Annotated in this window: 15 protein-coding genes; 6 read left to right on the forward strand and 9 right to left on the reverse strand. The window is 70.6% G+C overall.

Features of this window, described 5'->3' with window-relative positions:
* Positions 1-65: 65 nt before the first annotated feature.
* The gene (locus BKA15_RS26430) at positions 66-2,588 is read right to left on the reverse strand and encodes a DUF4091 domain-containing protein (RefSeq protein WP_179755975.1); all 2,523 of its coding nucleotides are present in this window, start codon (positions 2,586-2,588) and stop codon (positions 66-68) included.
* A gap of 170 nt (positions 2,589-2,758) precedes the next feature.
* Here BKA15_RS26430 and BKA15_RS37020 point away from each other — a divergent pair, with 170 nt between their 5' ends.
* Positions 2,759-4,618, forward strand: a complete 1,860-nt coding sequence (locus BKA15_RS37020) for a glycosyltransferase family 61 protein (protein ID WP_179755978.1) — start codon at positions 2,759-2,761, stop codon at positions 4,616-4,618.
* A gap of 14 nt (positions 4,619-4,632) precedes the next feature.
* Here BKA15_RS37020 and BKA15_RS26440 read toward each other — a convergent pair whose 3' ends face one another.
* Positions 4,633-5,835, reverse strand: a complete 1,203-nt coding sequence (locus BKA15_RS26440; RefSeq protein ID WP_179755980.1) for a protein kinase family protein — start codon at positions 5,833-5,835, stop codon at positions 4,633-4,635.
* A 69-nt stretch (positions 5,836-5,904) separates the two neighbouring features.
* On the opposite strand from BKA15_RS26440, the gene BKA15_RS36595 reads away from it, so the two are divergent.
* On the forward strand, positions 5,905-6,336 hold the full coding sequence (locus tag BKA15_RS36595; RefSeq protein WP_179755983.1) for a MarR family winged helix-turn-helix transcriptional regulator: 432 nt from the start codon (positions 5,905-5,907) through the stop codon (positions 6,334-6,336).
* Here the strand turns inward: BKA15_RS36595 and BKA15_RS26450 are convergent, their stop codons facing one another.
* Positions 6,337-7,185, reverse strand: a complete 849-nt coding sequence (locus BKA15_RS26450; protein WP_179755986.1) for an ankyrin repeat domain-containing protein — start codon at positions 7,183-7,185, stop codon at positions 6,337-6,339.
* Between the two features lie 75 nt (positions 7,186-7,260).
* Between BKA15_RS26450 and BKA15_RS26455 the strand changes: the two genes are divergently transcribed.
* A complete protein-coding gene (locus tag BKA15_RS26455) occupies positions 7,261-7,926 on the forward strand; it encodes a GntR family transcriptional regulator (protein WP_179755989.1) in 666 nt (221 codons plus the stop codon).
* On the opposite strand, the gene BKA15_RS26460 is transcribed toward BKA15_RS26455, so the two are convergent.
* Together BKA15_RS26460 and BKA15_RS26465 are read right to left on the reverse strand one after the other, a co-directional pair.
* Positions 7,872-9,161 carry an MFS transporter gene (locus BKA15_RS26460; protein ID WP_179755992.1) on the reverse strand — a complete coding sequence of 430 codons (1,290 nt, stop codon included), beginning with the start codon at positions 9,159-9,161 and terminating at the stop codon, positions 7,872-7,874. The two genes, BKA15_RS26455 and BKA15_RS26460, sit on opposite strands and share 55 nt — an antisense overlap.
* On the reverse strand, positions 9,158-10,351 hold the full coding sequence (locus tag BKA15_RS26465) for an amidohydrolase (RefSeq protein ID WP_179755995.1): 1,194 nt from the start codon (positions 10,349-10,351) through the stop codon (positions 9,158-9,160). The genes BKA15_RS26460 and BKA15_RS26465 overlap by 4 nt, the downstream gene beginning before the upstream one ends.
* 434 nt (positions 10,352-10,785) lie before the next feature.
* Between BKA15_RS26465 and BKA15_RS26470 the strand changes: the two genes are divergently transcribed.
* Positions 10,786-11,985: an IS30 family transposase gene (locus tag BKA15_RS26470; RefSeq protein ID WP_312879711.1), complete on the forward strand. Its 1,200-nt coding sequence runs from the start codon at positions 10,786-10,788 to the stop codon at positions 11,983-11,985.
* Positions 11,986-12,566: 581 nt separating this feature from the next.
* Here the strand turns inward: BKA15_RS26470 and BKA15_RS26475 are convergent.
* From BKA15_RS26475 to BKA15_RS26485, 3 genes are all read right to left on the reverse strand, one after another.
* Entirely contained in the window at positions 12,567-13,679 is a 1,113-nt protein-coding gene (locus tag BKA15_RS26475) for a serine hydrolase (protein WP_179756002.1), read from the reverse strand.
* Positions 13,680-14,430: 751 nt separating this feature from the next.
* A complete protein-coding gene (locus BKA15_RS26480; protein WP_179756005.1) occupies positions 14,431-15,225 on the reverse strand; it encodes an ABC transporter permease in 795 nt (264 codons plus the stop codon).
* The gene (locus tag BKA15_RS26485; protein ID WP_179756008.1) at positions 15,222-16,169 is read right to left on the reverse strand and encodes an ATP-binding cassette domain-containing protein; all 948 of its coding nucleotides are present in this window, start codon (positions 16,167-16,169) and stop codon (positions 15,222-15,224) included. Before BKA15_RS26485 ends, BKA15_RS26480 begins: the two co-directional genes overlap by 4 nt.
* Before the next feature lie 85 nt (positions 16,170-16,254).
* On the opposite strand from BKA15_RS26485, the gene BKA15_RS36600 reads away from it, so the two are divergent.
* Both BKA15_RS36600 and BKA15_RS26495 read left to right on the forward strand, forming a co-directional pair.
* On the forward strand, positions 16,255-17,331 hold the full coding sequence (locus BKA15_RS36600; RefSeq protein ID WP_179756011.1) for a TetR family transcriptional regulator: 1,077 nt from the start codon (positions 16,255-16,257) through the stop codon (positions 17,329-17,331).
* Between the two features lie 85 nt (positions 17,332-17,416).
* Entirely contained in the window at positions 17,417-17,635 is a 219-nt protein-coding gene (locus tag BKA15_RS26495; protein WP_179756014.1) for an FmdB family zinc ribbon protein, read from the forward strand.
* A gap of 19 nt (positions 17,636-17,654) precedes the next feature.
* Here BKA15_RS26495 and BKA15_RS26500 read toward each other — a convergent pair whose 3' ends face one another.
* Positions 17,655-18,251 carry a methylated-DNA--[protein]-cysteine S-methyltransferase gene (locus tag BKA15_RS26500; RefSeq protein WP_179756016.1) on the reverse strand — a complete coding sequence of 199 codons (597 nt, stop codon included), beginning with the start codon at positions 18,249-18,251 and terminating at the stop codon, positions 17,655-17,657.
* Positions 18,252-18,253 lie beyond the last annotated feature (2 nt).

Raw genomic sequence — 18,253 nt, forward strand, 5'->3', positions numbered from 1 at the left:
CGAATCCATCGAGCGGTGACGGAATGATCATGGTCGCCTCCGCGGAACTGCCGGTCGGTCCATGATCAGAACTTTTCGAGCAGCACCGCGGTCTCGGCCACCTCGTGGCGCCAGGCGCGGTAGACGGCCGGGTCCTCGGTGAAGTGCCGGGAATCGGTCACCACGTCCCGGGCGCCGAGGGCCTTCCGGGCCCGGTCGAGCAGCCCGCGCGGCGCGTCCGGATGGGCCTCGATCGCCCGGCGCAGTTCCTGCATCAGGTTGTAGTCCTCGAGCCCGTCGCGGACGTTCTCGAAGCGCAGCGAGGACATCGGCCCGTCGGCGCCCGGATAGTAGAGCGAGCCGTCGCCGGCGGTGCCGTAGAACGTCGCCGGGTTCCACTTGGACAGGATGCCGTCGTCGACCAGAAGTTGATCACCCCGATCGGCCCTCGGCCACCGGTTGGTCGCGTAGTAGAGGATGCCCTCGACTCCTCCCTGGTGCGACATCGCGCCCATCAGCATCCGGGTGTCGATCGGCGGATAGCCGTTGAACCAGTTCGGCTGCGGGTAGCGGGTGGAGATCGCGTGATACCACCAGATCCGTTCGCCGCGGGCCCGGGCGGCTTCGGCGACGTCCTGGCGGTAGCCGTCGATCCACGGCACCCAGATGTCGACCTCCTCGGTCAGCCCGGTGTTCTGCCCGAACGTGTCGTCGCGCAGCGTCGTCATCGTCGGCAGGTTCGGGAACCGTTCCTTGATCCGGGCGAACGTGTATTCGGCGGCGCGCAGCATCGGCCCGGTCGACTCGTCGAACCCGTACACGACGGCCTGGTCGGCAACGCCGGCCGCCTCGTACTCGGCCATCGCCGTCTCCAGTTGATCAATCCAGATGTCGATCTGGGTGTCCCAGGTCTCCGGCTTGTTCGGATCCAGCAGCCCGGCCCAGAGGTAGAGCGCGGTGAACTGCTTCAGGCCGTAGCGTTCCTTGATCTTGACGATGTCGGCGACCGGTTGCGGCCGGATCTCGCCCGGCCCCGGAATGGCCGGGTTGTGGGCCGTCGTATAGATCTGGTCCGGCTGGATCTTGTGCTCAGCAAGGAAATCCCAGTACTTCAGCCGCATCGCCTCGCGCTCTGCCGGGTCGGTCATCCCGTACAGGTCCCAGGCCAGCCAGGGCGTGAACTGGAACGCCGTGCGCAGCTCCGGCCGGTCCTTCGGGGTGAGCGGCCAGACCGTCACCGCGACCGCGAGCCGCTGGTCCGGCTGGCCTTCCGCGCGCACCCGTACCGTGATCTTGTAGTGGCCGGGCTTGAGGTCGCGGGCGGCCTCGGCACTGACCAGGTACGGCTGCACGTCGCCGGCCGGGATGTCGACCGTGCTCAGGTCGGCCCGGATCGGATCCGGGGTCCAGCCGGTGTAGGTCGGCCGGCCGTACGCCGAGCTCGGCACGGTGTAGAGCGACCCGATGGGCGCGACGGTCGCGTCCAGGGTGCCCTCCGGAACCGGCTTGCCGTCCGGTCCACGGACGGCGTCGATCGACACCCGGACGTCGTTCAGGTCGAGACCGTACGGGACCACGACGGCCTGCACGTGCTCCGCCTCGCCGCGGGCCAGCTCCAGGCTCGGTGCGGTGCCGGTGCCGGGCCAGGTCTTGTCCTTGGGGTAGACCAGGCTCATCGAGTCGGCTGTGTCCAGGCCGAACCGGCCCTCCGGCTGGCCCTGCCGCAGGGTGAGGATCTGCTTCAGCCGGTCCGGCGCCGCGACCAGCGTGGCCAGCGTCTTGATCATGGTGTTGTACTGCTCGACCGTGGTGATCGAGTCGAGTCCGTCGCGGATCGCGGCCGCGTCGGCGGCGAGGCCGTCGAGCTGCGCCTTCATGTCGGCGTACGACGGCGAACCCTCGTCGCCGAGCAGTGTCGCCGCCTCCGCCAGGTCGGCGTCCACACCGTCCAGGATCGCGTCGAAGTCGACCTGGCGGACCAGGTTCTGCACCACGCGGTTGCCGAACGCGCTGTGGTCGGGCGTGCCGTCGACCAGCCGCAGGGCGTCGTAGTAGCCCTTCACCGGTTCGGACCGGCGGGGGATCGAGATCCCGATGTACTTGATCGAGCTGAGGTCGACGCCGGCCCGCGCCACGTCGGCCAACCGCACCTGCACGGCGGTCCAGGCGCGGCCCCGGATCGCGTAGTTCACGCCCCAGGCCACGTTGTGGGTGTCCCGGATGGTGATCCTGCCGGTGGTCGTGTAGTCGGCCGGCATCCAGAAGTCCCAGGCCAGCCAGTCGTGTCCGGACCAGTCGTTGTCCGGCATCGCGGCGGTGCCCGCGTTGAGCGTCAGGCCGGAGCTCGCGGTCGAGCCAGGAGTGCCGGTCGGCGCGACCGTGAACTCCAGCCCGCTCTCGCCGTGGCTGCCGTACGGCACCCGGGTGGCGGCGTCGTGGCCCGGCACACTGACGGTCGTCGCGGCCACCGCCTCGTCGGTCTCGTAGTCCTGCCAGATGCCCGGTCCGGCCGCGCGGGCCGGGCCGGAGACGGCGACCAGCAGGGTCGCGATCAGGGCCAGTCCGAGCAGTACGGGGGTTGTTCGGCGAAGTCCGCGGTGACGCACCATGATCACATCCTCGACATCGAGTTTGGGATTATGACGCAACCGTATGAGATTTTTGGGCTGACCGGAAGACTTGATTTTAACGATGAAACGCGGCATCGTCCGGGCCGTTCTCGGTCGTCGTAAGGTGGCACTGCCGATGGGGGTACGACGAGGTGCACCGCGGGAGAGCAGTGGAGAGGCTACGAAAGGCCGGGCAGCCACGGCTGCGGTCCCGGCTGCGACGGCTGGGGCGCTGGTACGCGCCCGGCTGGCTTAAGCGTGTCTACCGGACTGCCCGAGCGCGGCACCGCTCCACGTCGGCTGCCCCAGCGGGCGGCAGCGGGGACGCCGGCACACCGCCCGAGGAGCCGAGGCGGCAACTCCGGATCGCCGTCTTCACCGACGCCGGGACGGCCTGGCTCGGGCCGGTGCTCCGGGCCGCCCACCCGGGCGGCACCGTGGTCCAGTTCGGCCCGGCAGCACAAGATCAATCTCCTGCCCGAGATCAACACGCCGATCATGATCATACCGCCGGTGATGATCATGACGCTCCGGTGATCATGGTGTCCTGCGGCACCGACTCCGGCCGGCACGTCGAACTGGCCGCTCGTGGCCCGTTCGACGTGATCGTCGACGCCACCGGCGCCCCGGCCGACGACCGGTTGCGCCGGTTCCGCCGGATCTGGTTCCACCTCGCCCGAGGCGGCCGCTACTGCTTCCGTACTGCGGATCCAGGCTCGGGCGACCGGAGCGCGGAGATCATCCGGGCCTACCTCGACCGGCTGATCGCCCATCGCGACCCAGCCTCGGCGGCGACCGACCTGCGGAAGGAGGAGCGGGCGATCGCCGCCTCGATCCGGCGGACCGCCGAGGAGCAAGGCACGGTGATGATCACCTGCGGCCGGCCGGCGCTGCCGAAGCTGCGGGAGGTGGAGACCGAACGGGTGCTGGCGGCGCGGCCCGACCTCGGCTCGGTGTTGATCAAGAAGCCGGGCCGCGGCCTCGGCCCCGGTGGCAGCCTCCGCTCCAACCTCGAACCGCAGGTGGTGGCGCGGCGCAGTGACGAGCGGGTCTCGGAGGTGCAGCTGCGCGAGTACCGCGACGTCCTGGTCTGTCCGCACCAGGTGCTGCTCGGCGGCGGCCTGGTGCTGCCGGACAGTTTTCGCCATTTCACCAAGCGCCGGCTGCGCAACCGCTACCTGGACGAGGCCACTCCCTGGTTCGCGCGCTACCCGGGCGACCTGTCCGAGCCGCAGCGGTTGGCCGGCAGCTACTTCTATCTGTCCTCGGAGGTGCCCGGGCACTTCGGCCATCTGATGACCGAGCAGCTGTCCCGGATGTGGGCCTGGTCGGCCGCCGTGGAGCGGCACCCGGGCCTGAAGGCGCTGCTGCAACCTGCGGATGGTCGTATCGGGCCGGCCGGGTTCGAGCGGGAGGTGCTGTCGGCGGCCGGCGTCGGCGAGCACGACATCGTCTCGCCGGTGGGCGTGCTGCGGGTGGAACGCCTGCTGGCCGCGACCCCGATGCTGGTCGATCCGACCTTCATCCATCCGGAGCTCCCCGAGGTGTGGCGCCGGGCCGGGACCAACCTGCTGGCCCGCGCGCCGGAGCGGGACTCGCCGGAGCGGATCTTCGTCTCCCGCGGGCCCAACTTCGACCGGCGGCCCTGCCGCAACCTGACCGAGGTCGAGGAGTTCGTCACCCGGCACGGCTACACCGTGCTGTATCCGGAGGACTACGGTGTCGCCGAGCAGGCGATGATCTTCAACCGGGCCGAGCGGATCGCCGGTTTCGCCGGCAGCGGCATGTTCAGCCTGATCTTCTGCGCCGCCCCGAAGCCGGTGATCTTGATCGCGCCCGAGTCGTACACGGCGAGGAACGAGTATCTGATCGCGTCCGCCCTGGGCCACCGGATCACGCAGCTCTGGTGCGATCCGGAGGTGGCCCACCCGGAGGCGGGCTGGGACGCCGAGGCCTACCGGTCGGCCTTCCGGGTCGACCTGGTCCGCGACGGCGACTTCCTGGCCGACGCGTTGACCTCGGACTGGTGACCGTCCGGAGCTCGCTAACGATGAAAGACCGGTGTCCGGCCGAGGATGTTCACCTCCGCGAGGGTGCCGACGGCCCGGTCGGCGAGGAACCGGCAGAGCCGGACGCGTTCGTCGAAGGTGTGCCGTGCACCGTCGGACGGGTCCTCGAGCAGCCCGTACAGGAAGGAGTCGAAGCCGCTGCGGAGCAGGGTCGCGATCGCGAACGACCAGGCGACGCCCGCGATCGAGGGGTTCACGCCCTCGGCGCGGAGGCCGCGCAGGTAGCTGGGCAGGATTGTGTCGGCGATCGCCGGCAGCCGGCTGGCCGGGATCTCGCCGGCGTGCACCAGGCCGACCAGCAACTGGCCGAGGTCGAAGCCGAGCGCGTGCGGGGTCCGGAAGCTGAGGTCGATCACGACGACCGTGTCCGGCTCGTCCCGCGGGATCAGCAGGTTCTGCGGACTGGCGTCGCCGTGCGGCAGGCACAGCGGCATGGTGTCGAGCCGGTCCAGGAACTCCGGGATCCGCGGCGCGAGCCGGCACAGGTCGCGCCGCAGCTCGCCATGATCACGAAGCCAGGGGTGGGCCCACAGGTCGTCGTCGGCGAGCGGCTCGATACCGCGCATCGGGACGGCGGTCGTGGCGTACTGCCGGAGGGCCTGATTGGCCGGGGAATCGTTGGTGGCCAGGATTTCCGGGCTGCTGCAGCGGGCGTTCCAGCGGCCGAGCAGGTACGCCGAGCGACGATAATGATCAAGGTCGAACGGCTCGCTGGAGACCGCGATGTCCTCCTGCCAGACGGCGACCCGGTCGTCCGGCAGTTCGACCAGCCGGTGCAGCCGCGGCGGGCGCAGGCCCGGCGGGAGGCTCGCCATGATCAACGGGTCCCAGAGTTCGAGCTCGGACCGCCAGGGGAACCCGGCGACCATGTCGGCCGCGACTGCGGGCGGCAGCAGGGGCAGCATCGGCCAGTGCCGGACGTGCTGCAACACCTTGCAGAACAGGGACCACGGGCGGCCGTCCGTGGTGGCCCCGCGGAGGCGGTAGAGCGCTCCGGTGGCCGGCGAGCCCGAAGCGTACGGGACCGGGATCAGGGTGCTCTCGGCGGCGGCCTCGGCTCCGAACGCTTCTCGTACCAACTCGCGGACAGCCGTTCCCAGATCGGCCGTCTGCAGAAGCTCGTCCAGTAGAAACGCCGGGCCGCCGCCGAGCTGGCCCCCTAGTCGCGCGCCACGCATGGAGCGCTCCTTCCCCCGGTTTGTCAGGAAACCTTACTGACTCGCTGATAGTAAGGTTCCCTTATGACCGTGGTCAAGCAGATTGAGCCCGATCACATCTTCGCTTTGCTCGGCGGCCTTCTGGACGCATTGCGGTCCGACTTCCAGCAGGAGGCCAAGGCGCTGCGGCAGCCGTACCGGCGGCTGCGGACCTCCCAGTTGCGGCTGCTCAGCCTGACCCCGGCCGAGGGGATGCGGCTGACCGATCTCGCGGTCCGGGTCGGGATGACCAAGCAGGCGCTGGGGGAGTTCGCGAACGTCCTGGAGAATGACGGATTCCTCGAGTCGGTGAGCGATCCGACCGACCGTCGGGTACGGATCCTGCGGCCCACCGCCAAGGGCCGGCGGGCGGTCGAGGCCGGTAACCAGGTGATCAGCGCGGTCGAGAAGCGCTGGCGGGAACGGCTCGGTGCTGAGCACTGGGATCGGCTGCGCGCATTGCTCGCCGACGCCCTGCCATGATCAGGAGGCAGCGTCGATCGCCTCGACGATCTTGGTGAAGCCGCGGTCGGCCGCCAGCCGGCGTGGCGGCACACCGTCACCGTCCGGGATGGACGGGTCCGCACCGGCGGCCAGCAGCAGCCGGACCACCTCGACATGATCATCGGAGCCGTTGCCGAGCACGATCGCCTCGTGCAGGGCGGTCCAGTTGAGCTTGTTGACGTGGTTCACCGGCACCCCGGCCGCGATCAGCATCCGCACGGTCTCGACGTGGCCGTGCTCGCTGGCCGGGATCAGCGCGGTGCCGCCGTACCGGTTGGTGCTCTTCACGTCCGGGTCGTGTTCCAAGATCAACTCGAGGATCTCGTTCAGGCCCTCGGCCCCGGCGTACAGGAAGGCCGAGTCCTGGATGTCGTCCTTGGCGTCCGGGTCCGCGCCCGCGTCGAGCAGCAGTCGGGCCAGTTCGACCCGGTTCGCCTTCGTTGCTGCGACGAGAGGGGTCCGGCCGCCGTCCGAGCGGGCCTCCAGGTCGGCGCCGTCGGCGATCGCCCGCTTCGCCGCGGCCGGGTCGTCCTCGCGGACGGCGCGCAGCAGGGCCTGCGTCGCCTGCTCCCGGCTGACCGTCGGCTTCGGCGTAGGGGTCGGCTTCGGTGTAGGGGTCGGCGTCGGGCTCGGCGTCGGGCTCGGCGTCGACGGTGCGGGCGTCGGGGTGGGTTCGGTCGGCATCGCGGTGCTCTCCTGCGTCGTCGGTACGGCAGCGGGCTGGGACGGGACGGTCGAGCAGGCCGAGGCGACCGTGATCGCGGCGGCGAGCCCGGCGGCCAGTGTTCCGGCGCGGATCCTGCGGAGCGTCGTGTCGCGGTCGGTCATCGGGGCCTCCTGAGAAAGTGTGCTCCTTTTGGTATACCAAACCAATTCAAGGGTGACCTGGTGAAGAATGGCCGGATGGCGAACGACGGAGGCTTCGAGCCGGAGTCGGCGCGGGTCACCCGGCAGCTCCGCGACGACATCATCGACGGGGTACGCCCGTCCGGCAGCAAGCTGGTCGAGCGCGACCTGGCCAACGAGCTCGGCGTCAGCCGGATCCCGGTGCGGGACGCGCTGCGGGCACTGGTCGCCGAGGGTCTGGTGGTGCAGCGTCCGCGGACCTGGGCCGTGGTGCGGGAGTTCACGCCGGCCGACATCGCCGACCTCAGCGAGGTGCGGTCCGCGTTCGAGGAGCTGACGTTCCGGCTGGCCGCGCAGCGGCACGACCGGGCCGGGCTGCGCCGGCTGCAGGCGGTCCTGGAGGCCGAGATCGAGGCGGCCCGGGCCGGCGACGCGGTCCGGGCCCGCCGCGCCGCGGCCGACTTCCACGAGGTGGTCACCGACCTGTCCGGCAATGAGTTGTTGATCGAGCTCGGGCAGAACCTGCGCAGCCGGATGCGCTGGCTGCTGACCCAGCACGACGACCTGGAACTGGTCGCCGCAGAGCACGAGCGGCTCTATCTCGCAGTCGCCGACCGTGACGTCGCCCGCGTGGCCGAGCTGGTCCGGCAGCACCTGGAGACCAGCCGCTATCTGAGCCGGGCCGGGCGCTCCGCGGACGGATCATCGTCCCGGGTGGATTGACTGCCGATCTTGATCAGTCGTGGCTCGGTCACAGCGAGGGCGGCCAGGGTGATGATCAACAACAGGCTGCTGCAGAGGGTGGTCGGGCCGACTCCGACGACCTGGGCGATCGCCCCGAGCGCCAGCGCGGCGACCGGCATGATCCCGATCGCCAGCTCCTGCAGGCCGAGTGCCCGGCCGTGCAGCCCCTCGTCGGTGGTGATCAACAGCAGCGTCGTCTGCATCACGCCGAATGCCGCGCTGAACACGCCGATCGCGGCCATCAGCAGGTACGAGACGGCGACCTGGCCGGACACGGCGAAGAGCGCCCACATGGCGCCCCAGGCCGCGGTGCCGAAGACGAACAGTGCGCCCTTGTGGCGGAAGTCACCGAGCCCGGCGATGATCATGGAACCGACCAGACCGCCGACGCCACCACAGGTGAGCAGTACGCCCAGCCCGGCGGCATCCAGACCGAGCTGGTCCCGGGCGAACACCGGCATGAAGGACTGGTAGACCGGCCAGATCAGGATGTTCGCGGCCAGCGTCACGCCGAGCACGGCGAGCGCGAGCCGGTTCCGGCCGATCTGCCGGAAGCCGTTGATCATCAACGGCAGCATCCGTTCGCTGGCCCGGGTGACGGCGCGTCCGTACCGGCGCAGGGGAAGCAGCAGGACCAGCGACGCCGCGTACCAGAGGGTCGAGATCCACAAGGTCGTCGGCGCGCCGAGCACGGCGATCATGGCCCCGCCGAGCGCCGGCCCGATCACCTGGGTCACGTTCATGGCCAGGGCATTGAGCGCGTTGGCGTTGCTCAGGTTCTCCCGCCCGACCAGTTCCAGCACGAGCGCTGCCCGGGCCGGCTGGGAGGGGGACTGGGCCAGGCCGACCGCGAGCCCGCCGATCACGATCGCACCGTAGGAGAGCAGGCCGGCCGAGGCGAGCAGGGCGACCACGGCGACCGCGAGGAACGCCCAGCCGCTGGCGATGATCAACATCCCGACCCGATGATGCCGGTCGGCCAGCGCCCCGGTCAGCGGGCCGAGCAGCAGCGGCGCCAGCCGTACCGCAGTGAACACGGCGACCAGGAACTCGGACCCGGTCAGCTCATAGGCGATCCAGCCGAGCACCAGGGTCTGGCTCCAGGCGCCGCCGAAGAAGAACAGGTTCGACCACCAGAGCAGCCGGAACTGCGGGTTGTCGCGCAGCGAGGCAAGGGCCGAGCCGAGTCCCGGCCGGGTCCGGACCTGGCTCACGCCAGGCGACCGGACCGCGCGACGACGCGGCCGCCGGCGATCACCAGCTCCCGGGCGGGCGCACGGACCAGAGCATCCGGTACGTTCTCGGCGTCGATCAGCACCACATCGGCCCGGGCCCCGGCGACAAGATCATGAACCGTACGGCCGACGAAGGCGGCGGCGCGGCTGCCGGCCAGCTCGACCGCGGTGATCAACTCCTGATCGGTACGCAGCCCGTGCAACCGGGCGAAGCCCAGCGCGACCCGGAGCAGGTCGCCGTCGCCGAACGGTGACCACAGGTCACGGATCCCGTCCGTGCCCAGTCCGATCCCGACGCCGTACTCGATCATCTCCCGCCAGGGCAGCGGTGCTGATCTTGGTGGCGCGACGGTGGCCCAGGAGATCCCGGCTTCCGCCAGTCGTTCGACCATGCCGAGTCGGCGATCGGCCGCCAGCTCGCCGAGGGCGAACCCGTGCGAGACGGTGACCCGGCCCTGCAGTTCGGTACGCAGGGTGCGGTCGATGATCAACTCGTACTGGAAGGCGCCGAGCTCGCCGCCGTCGTGCAGGTGGATGTCCAGGCCGACCCCGCGCCGCTCCGCGATCGCGAACAGCCCGTCGAGCTGCGCCACCGGGTCGCGGTCGATGCCCGCCGGATCCAGTCCGCCGATCGCCGTCGCGCCCGCCGCCGCGGCCCGGTCCAGCAGCTCCAGTACGCCCGGCCGGCGGATCACCCCGTCCTGCGGGAACGCCACGATCTCCGCCTGGATCGCGCCCTGGTGCCGGGCGACGGCCTCGCGGACCACCTCGATGCCGGCCAGGCCGACCCCGAGATCGACGTCGACGTGGGTCCGGGTCGCCGTCGTACCGTGCCGGAGGAATTCGCCGAGCACCGCGGTCGCCGCGTCGGCACTCGGGATGCCCAGCTTGTCGCGTTCCGCGCGTTCGTGAGCGATCCGGCCCTGCGTCCCGCCCTCGCCGCCCGAGGACACCCACGGCATGCCCCACCAACTCTTGTCCACGTGGGCGTGCGCGTTGACGAATCCCGGCAGTGCGACCAGGCCGCCGCCGTCGATCACCTCACCGCTCTCGTCCGTAGTCGCCGGCCCACCCGCCGGCCGGACCTCCGCGATCAGGTTGTCCTCGATCACCAGATCGACTGCCTCGCGGCCCCAGGGCCGCACATTGCTCACTGTCCGCCGCACCATGCCCAGATGGTATACCAAATCGGGCGGATGGGGCAGGTGAGCTCGGAGCGCACGAAAGTCGATAGTTGTTGAGATGCGCACGGATGAGCGGCTCGTGGGGAATAGCCTGGGCATCCACGTGCCGCGTTCGCGGGTTTGCGCGCGCGAGCAGCAAGTCACGAGGCATTCGCGTCGGTTGTCGACATTCCGACGCGAAACCGGCTCCATCGCGTGCGGTTGTCGACAAACCCACGGTCCTGATGGGGTGCGGGGGCCGGTTGGGTGCCAGGCCACAACGTTCCCTGAGCCCGGATCCACCAACCCGTTCGTGAGATGTCGCGATTTCTCTTGGCATCGCCCGCAACCGCCGGCGGGCTCAGACGGTCGTCGCAACAACGATCTTGGAGGTTGTTGTGGCGGTCGATGCTGGTTTGCGGGCGCGGGTGTTGGAGTTGGTGGCGGCGGGCGAGTCGTGCTCGGAGGCGGCGCGCCGGGTCGGTGTTAACCGGCGGAGCGCGATGCGGTGGGCCAATCTGGCGGGCATGGAGTTGCAGCCGGGTCGGATCGGTGGGATCCCTGGGGTCAGTGCGTTTCGGCGGTCGCCGCGGTCGCGGCAGCCGCGGGTGCTGCCCGAGGGTGACTATCTGGATGAGAACGGCCGATTGACGCTGGCCGGGCGGGTGGTGATCGCGATCCGGCTCCGGGAACGCCAGCGGCATGCTGCGATCGCCCGAGAGCTGGGGGTGCACCGGTCGACGGTGAAGCGTGAGGTCGAGGCCGGCAGCGTGGACGGTCGTTACCGGTGCAAGATCGCTCAGCGGCGGGCCGACGAGCGGCGGCGGCGGCCGAAGTCGGACCGGGTCAAGCTCAGGCCCGGGACTGAACTGTGGGACGAGGTGATCGCCCGGTTGAACGCCAAGCAGTCACCCGAGCAGATCGCCGGCAGGCTGGCCCGAGACTTCGCCGGGCGTGACGCTATGCAGGTGAGCCACGAAACGATCTACCAGGCCCTCTACGTCCAGGGCGCCGGAGCGTTGCGGCACGAGCTGGCCGTGGAGAAGGCGTTGCGGTCGGGCCGGACCAGCCGCCGTCCCCGGTCCAAGCTCGGGCCGCGGTCCAACCGGTCCTGGATCGGCGAGGCCAAGATCACGGCCCGACCAGCCGAGGCCGCTGACCGGGCCGTGCCCGGCCACTGGGAAGGCGATCTGATCATCGGCGGTGACCAGCGCTCGGCCCTGATCACCCTGTTCGAACGCAACACCCGGTTCTGCCTGATCAGCCGCATCACCGTCCACGACGCCGCCACCGTGACCGACCGGCTCACCGAGATGGCCGCCCGGCTCCCCGCAGCGTTGTGGCGATCGTTGACCTGGGACCAGGGCGTGGAAATGGCCGAACATGCCCGGTTCACCATCGCCACCGGCTGCCCCGTGTTCTTCTGCGATCCCCACTCGCCCTGGCAACGCCCGACCAACGAGAACGGCAACGGACTGATCCGAGAATTCTTCCCCAAAGGCACCGACTTCACCAAGATCACCGACCAGCAAGTCGCCGAAGTCGAGCGCCTGCTCAACACACGCCCCCGCAAAGTCTTGAACTACCAGACCCCCGCTGAGAAGCTTGATCAACTACTCACTGTTGCGACAGCAGCTTGAATCCGCCGCCCGGTACAACGTTGCACCCTCCGATGTGAAGAGAAAACGCGACATTCCGGCCCGGGCCGGCCGTGCGCGCACCACGACCCGCCCGACGCGCGCCCGTTGCGTCACGATCGGAGCGCCTGGATCACCGAGCGGACTGCTTGACCGGGGAACCTCGCCGGAATCGAGGTCACGTCGTCCGCTCGGCGAGCTGCGCGCCCGCACCTTGCCGCGACAGCCGCGACTTCGGCCCAGCCGCTTCGGTTGGGTTCGGGGGGATTCGGGCTGAGCCTGTCGAAGGGCAAGCCGACGACTCTGGTCCGAGCGAGGACAAGGGTCTCGAGGACACGTGCGCTCGGTGAGTGCAGAGGCCCTTCCTGGGTTCCTGCTATTCCCCTCGCATAACCGGCGGGCGCCGCCGGCTACGCCCGGCGTCGATCTAGGCCCGCAAGCCGAAGTCCTGCCTACCCGCGTGGGCCTTGGGCTCTCCGACGATCGCTGCCCTCCAGTCCCCGACGCTCGCCGACCGGTCACTTCTGCAGCGACACGCCGCAGAAACGCCTGCTTTTGTGACCGGTCGGCGGGTTCTTTTGGGGTTAGAGCGCTTGAGTGAGGGCGGTGAACTGGTCTGGGTCGCGCAGGGCGCCGATTCCGAGGCGGATCAGGGCGGGGCCGCCGGTGCCGACCTGGTCCTCGGACAGGTTGGTGAGCATCAGGGCGAGGACGCCGGTCCGGCCGTCCTGCCAGCGCACGTTGAGGCCGAGGTTGACCGTCTTGGGCAGGCTGCCGCCCTTGAAGCCGAGACCGGCCGCGCCCTCGGGCAGCAGCGATGCGAGACCGCGCTCCAGGTGGCCGCGAATCACCGGCTGGGCGGACCGCGGGCGGAACGTGCCGGCGGCGACGGCGTGGTGCAGTCCGGCCAGCTCCGCGGCCGTGCCCTTCGCGTGGCCCTGGGTCCACGGCCACTGCTCCTCGGTGGTCGCCGGCATCTCCGGAATCCGGTCCCAGACCTCCTTGCGGAACTCAAGATCGTGGATGAAGCGCCTCGCCAGGTGATCACCGATCGCCCGGCGCAGCGCGGCCGGTGCCCCGTGGGGTGCCGCCCGCTCCGGCAAGATCAACTGCAGCACTTCGCCTTGCAAGGAACGGGTATCGGGCCGGTGCCAACCGCCGGCCGCGGCGGCCCGGTGCAGCGCCGGATCGCCGAGCCGGTCCCGGAGGTAGTCGGTCGCGGCGTTGTCGCTGAAGTCGATCATGGCCGCTGCCAGGGTGTCCAGAGGTACGGTCCGGTCCGGGTCGTCCGCGATGCCGTACTCGTTGCACGGAATGCCCAGTGCGTTGTAGGCCGAGTAGTGGGCCCGGCCGTCGCTGACGTACGGATGCCGGGCGTCCCAATCGCCGAGCCGGATCGGCTCCGCCGGGTCCAGTCGGCCCCGGGCGACGGCGGTCGCGTACGCCGCGAGATGGATGATCTTGACCGCCGAGGCGAGCACCCGGGGTCGTTGCTCCAGATGCCTGATCCGGCCGCGGCCGCCGTCGGTCGCGACGATCGAGACCGAATCCCGATTCGCCGCGATCCAGTCCAGCCAGGCCGCGACCTCCGGATCGGCCGGCCTGCGCGGCTCGGCGGCGACCGGCGTCGAACCGAAGGCCAGGGCTCCCGGAATCGCCAGCGATCCGGCGATCAGGAAGCGGCGCCGAGAGAACATGAACTCCTCCAAGTCGATGGATTACGTAATATCGTAAATTCTACAAGTTGATCAGATCACGGTCAATCGACGGCGGCCCCGACCAAGATCATGGAGACTCCAGCTCGGCCCGCTGCTGCCGTTCCCGGCGACGTGAAGCCCACGGCGGCGACCGGTACGTGAGCCAGTGCCGGCTGCTGGCATCCAGCCGGGACGCCTGGATGGTCGAACCCGGTCCACTACGACCTGAACGACCCGGACTACGTCACGCCGGCCGAGCCCGCCGAGCCCGAGGTCCGGTCCGAGTGCGCCCCGGTGATCACCGTGCGGCCCACCGGGCGACGCCAGGACGGCCAGAGCGAACTGGAGGTTTCGTCTGTTGGTCTCGCCGGACGGCCAGGACCCGTTCGAGACGACGAGTCGCGTGTTCGTCTACGCCGAGTCGGTCTCCGAGCTTCAGGTCGGCGAGCACCGGCTACCTCTGGGTCTTCATCTCCGGCTTCGGCGCGTTCAGGGTGGGCCGCCACATGATCAACAAGAGCGGGCGGCGGTCACGGCTGACCGAACTGTGCCAGGAACGGGAGGCGCCGCTGGGGCGGCGGCAGCGACCGGTGCTCGACCCCCTGCAGTTGATCAAGGCCTGGGTGGGCCGGGTGGTGTTCGGACCGGGAGTTCTTCAGCCGGGCCGACGACGAGATCGTCGTGCGCTACCTGGAAACGCACCCGCAGGCGTACGTCCTCGACAGCGAGCTCACGCCCAACGAGTGATCAACTACTGCTGCCGGGCGTAGGCGCGGACGGCGAGCGGGCAGAAAACGGCGACGAAGATCGCACACCAGATCAGGGTGACGACGATCGAGTTCCCGGCCGGAGTGCCGGTGAGCAGGGCGCGGCAGGCGTCCATCGCCTGGCTGAACGGATTCACGCCGGCCCAGGCCTGCAGCCAGCCCGGCAGTGAACCGACCGGAGCGGCCAGGCTGGTGCCGAGTTGCAGGGGCAGGAAGGTGATGAAGCCGATCGCGGTCACGCCGTTCGGGTCCTTGATCAACACGCCGAGGAACACGGTGATCCAGCTCAGGCAACTGCCGAACAAGATCGCCAGGCCCACCGCGGCAACAGCCGCCGGGACGCCGCCGCCGATCCGGAACCCGGCCAGGCTGCCCAGGCCGAACAGGATCGCGGCCGCCGCCAGATAGCGGACCAGGTCGGCCAGCAGGGAACCGAACAACGGCGCGACCCGGGCGATCGGCAGGCTGCGGAACCGGTCGGTGATGCCGTTCCTCAGGTCCAGGGTGAGATTGGTGCCGGTGGACAGCAGGCCCGCCGTCGCGGCGCCCATCACCAGGACACCCGGGAACAGATACTGGACGTACGCGGACGTGGAGCCCGCGACGGAACCCCCGAACAGGTAGAGGAACACCGCGCCGAACAGGGCCGGTGTGACGACGGCGTTGATCACGGCGCCCGGGTTCCGGCCGGTCTTGATCAAGCTGCGCCGGGCCAGCACGGCGCTGTGCCGGAGCCAGCCGAGCGGTCGGGGCGGGGCGTCGGGCCAGGTGGTGATCATGAAGCGGCCTCCGTCGGAGTGGCATTGGTCAGGGCGTGGAAGGCCTCGTCGAGGCTGGGCAGGCGAAGCGCGAGCTCGGTCACCGCGACCGACTCGTCGCGCAGCCGGGCGGCGATCTCGAAGAACTCGGCGTCGTCGGTGATCGGCAGCCGGAGCTGCCGTCCGGTGTGCTCCGGGCGCTGCCGGGTGACCGCGGCGATGATCTTGGCCGCCTGGTCGACGGTGGCCGGGTCGACCAGCCGGACCTCGACCGTCCGGCCGCCGACCCGGGCCTTCAGGTCGTCCGGGGTGCCCTCGGCGATCACCCGGCCGTGGTCGATCACGGTGATCTCGTCGGCCAGCGCATCCGCCTCCTCCAGGTATTGCGTGGTCAGCAGGACGGTCACGCCGTCGGCGCGCAGGCCGCGGATCAGCTGCCAGAGATCGTCCCGCTTGCCGGGATCGAGGCCGACCGACGGCTCGTCGAGGAAGATCACCTCCGGCCGGCCGACCAGGCTGGCCGCAAGATCAAGTCGGCGCCGCATGCCGCCCGAATAGCCGGCCGCCGGCCGGTCACCGGCCTCGGCGAGACCGAAGCGGTCCAGCAGTTCGCCGGCCCGGACCACCGCCTGCTGCCGGGGCAGATCGAGCAGCCGGCCGATCATGATCAGATTCGCTCGGCCGGTCAGTTCCTCGTCGACGCTGGTGTGCTGGCCGGACAGGGCGATCCGGCGGCGCACCTCACCCTGCTGCCGTACGACATCGAAGCCGGCCACGCTGGCCCGGCCGCCGTCCGGCCGGACCAGGGTGGCCAGGATCCGGATCGCCGTCGTCTTGCCGGCACCGTTCGGGCCGAGTAGGCCGAGCACCCGGCCCCGCTCGACGGACAGCCCGACGCCGTCCAGGGCCGTGGTCCGGCCGAATCTCCTGCTGAGGCCCTCGGCCTCGATCCCGTACCTGCTCACGCCGGCCCGCCCTTTCGATTTCGGATGATGTCATCATCTGAATGGTGACAGTATCCTAGTGCGGCATCCGAGGGAAGGGAGCCCGATGGCCCGGCTGACCCGCGCCGAGCAGCAGGCACGGACTCGCGCCGCCGTCGTCCGGGCGGCGACCGAGGAGTTCGCCGAGCACGGCTACACCGGCGCCAAGATCGACCGGATCGCCGACCGGGCCGAGCTGACCAGGGGCGCGGTCTACTCGAACTTCCCCGGCAAGCGGGCCCTCTATCTGGCCGTCCTGACCGAACTCGTCGACGCGGCCCGCGCGGCGGACGCCGCCGAACCGCCGAGCGACCCGGGGGCCGCGCTGGGGGCGTTCGCCCGGGTCTGGCTGGAACGGCTGCCGCTGGCCGCCGACTCGGCCGAGCAGGGCCGGCTGCAACTGCGCTCGCTGACCGACGCCGCCGACGACGCGGTACGGAGCACGCTGGCCCAGGCGACTCGGCTGCAGGCCCTGCTGCTCGGGCTGGCGCTGGAGTCGGTCCGGCCGCCCCGGGCCCGCCGACGCCGCCGGGTGAAGCAGGCCGAGCTGGCTCTGACGCTGCTGACCGGGGCGGCGCACCTGGCCGAGATCGCCCCGGGTTTCGGCGACCCGTTCGCCGTGGTCGAGGCCTGCACAGCGCTGGCCGCGGCGGAGCCGGACGACGGTTGGGACCCGCCGCACCTGGCCTATGCGACGCCCGCCCGGCCGGAACGCCGCCCGGTGCCGACGGAACCGGGGGAGGATCTGCTGACCGGCCGGCCGGTCCGGCTCGACGCGGACGGGGTGGTCGCGGTGCTCGGGACGGGCCGGCTGTCGGCGGCCGAGGAGGCGGTCCGGGCCGCGCCGAGGGGCGATCAGGTGACGGTCGTCCTGGCGACCCGGGATCCCGACGAGCGCGGCCGGCTGGTCCGGCTGCTGCTGGCCGACCTGATCGGCTGCCTGCGCCGGGTTTTCCCGCCGGACAGTTGGTCCGGTCCACGGCTGCTGGTCGACGAGGACGGGCGGATCGCCGAGGCGCTCGGGGTGCCGGAGGCCGGCGACGACACCGAGGTCGCGGTCCGGGTCGCCGGCGGCGTGATCGTGAGCCGCGCCGAGGGCCGCGGTGCCGGACACAGCGCGGCTGCCGCGAACGTCGCCGGCTGACATACCCTTCTGCTCGCTTTCGGGTTCCCTGCGGCAAGGTTCGGGGAAGCGAAGCGGTGGAGAAGCTTGTCGTAGGGTGACTTTCATGCCGCGCTATGAGTTCCGCTGTCGCGAGTGCAGCACCACGTTCGAGGTCGACCGCCCGATGGCGGCCGCGAGCGATCCGGCCGACTGCCCGCGGGGCCACCCGGACACGGTGAAGCTACTGTCCACCGTCTCGCTCGGCGGCCTGGCCGGTGCGGGTGCTCCGGTGCCCGCGGGCGGCGGAGGCGGCTGCTGCGGCGGGGCCTGCGGCTGCGGCTAGACCGCTCGCGGCCAGGGGTTCACCGCGATTCGAGCGCGAGCAGCGCCGCCTTCGCCTCCGGACCGCCGGCGTACCGGCCGATCCCGCCGCTGGTCGGCACCACCCGGTGGCAGGGCAGCACGATCGGCAGCGGATTGAGGGCGCAGGCGGTGCCGACGGCGCGGAACGCTCGCGGGCTGCCCGCCCGCTCCGCGATCTGCCGGTAGCTCGCCGTGCTCCCGTACGCGATCGTGGGCAGTTCGCGCAGCACCTGCTGCCGGAACCCCGCGGTCAGCACCAGGTCCAGGTCAAGATCGAATTCGGACCGCTGGCCGGCGAAGTACTCGTCCAGCTCCCGGGCCACCGGGTCCAGCCGGCGCGGTGCCCGGAGCACTCGCGGACTGATCTTCTGCGACAGCTCGGCGATCACCCGGTCATGATCTTGAATCTGGTACGCCACCCGGACCAGACCGCGTTCGGTCGCGGCCAGCAGCAGCGGCCCGAGTGGGCTGTCCATGATCAGATAGCCCACGTCGAGTAGGCCGGAATCCCCGGCCAGCTTGGCCAATCGGTCCTTCAGTCCGGCCAGTCCGGCCGGTTCCTCGTCGATCAGCGGATCGAGCGATTCGTCGATCATGA

It is taken from the genome of Microlunatus parietis (assembly GCF_013407955.1).
Classification (GTDB): domain Bacteria; phylum Actinomycetota; class Actinomycetes; order Propionibacteriales; family Propionibacteriaceae; genus Microlunatus; species Microlunatus parietis.

What these genes read in the sequence shown, in the direction of transcription:
- BKA15_RS26495 (WP_179756014.1), top strand. Translation starts at nt 17,417, where the DNA reads ATGCCGCGCTATGAGTTCCGCTGTCGCGAGTGCAGCACCACGTTCGAG.
- BKA15_RS26465 (WP_179755995.1), bottom strand. Translation starts at nt 10,351, where the DNA reads ATGGTGCGGCGGACAGTGAGCAATGTGCGGCCCTGGGGCCGCGAGGCA.
- BKA15_RS26430 (WP_179755975.1), bottom strand. Translation starts at nt 2,588, where the DNA reads ATGGTGCGTCACCGCGGACTTCGCCGAACAACCCCCGTACTGCTCGGA.
- BKA15_RS26440 (WP_179755980.1), bottom strand. Translation starts at nt 5,835, where the DNA reads ATGCGTGGCGCGCGACTAGGGGGCCAGCTCGGCGGCGGCCCGGCGTTT.
- BKA15_RS26450 (WP_179755986.1), bottom strand. Translation starts at nt 7,185, where the DNA reads ATGACCGACCGCGACACGACGCTCCGCAGGATCCGCGCCGGAACACTG.
- BKA15_RS26480 (WP_179756005.1), bottom strand. Translation starts at nt 15,225, where the DNA reads ATGATCACCACCTGGCCCGACGCCCCGCCCCGACCGCTCGGCTGGCTC.
- BKA15_RS26455 (WP_179755989.1), top strand. Translation starts at nt 7,261, where the DNA reads ATGGCGAACGACGGAGGCTTCGAGCCGGAGTCGGCGCGGGTCACCCGG.
- BKA15_RS26500 (WP_179756016.1), bottom strand. Translation starts at nt 18,251, where the DNA reads ATGATCGACGAATCGCTCGATCCGCTGATCGACGAGGAACCGGCCGGA.
- BKA15_RS36600 (WP_179756011.1), top strand. Translation starts at nt 16,255, where the DNA reads ATGGCCCGGCTGACCCGCGCCGAGCAGCAGGCACGGACTCGCGCCGCC.
- BKA15_RS26475 (WP_179756002.1), bottom strand. Translation starts at nt 13,679, where the DNA reads ATGTTCTCTCGGCGCCGCTTCCTGATCGCCGGATCGCTGGCGATTCCG.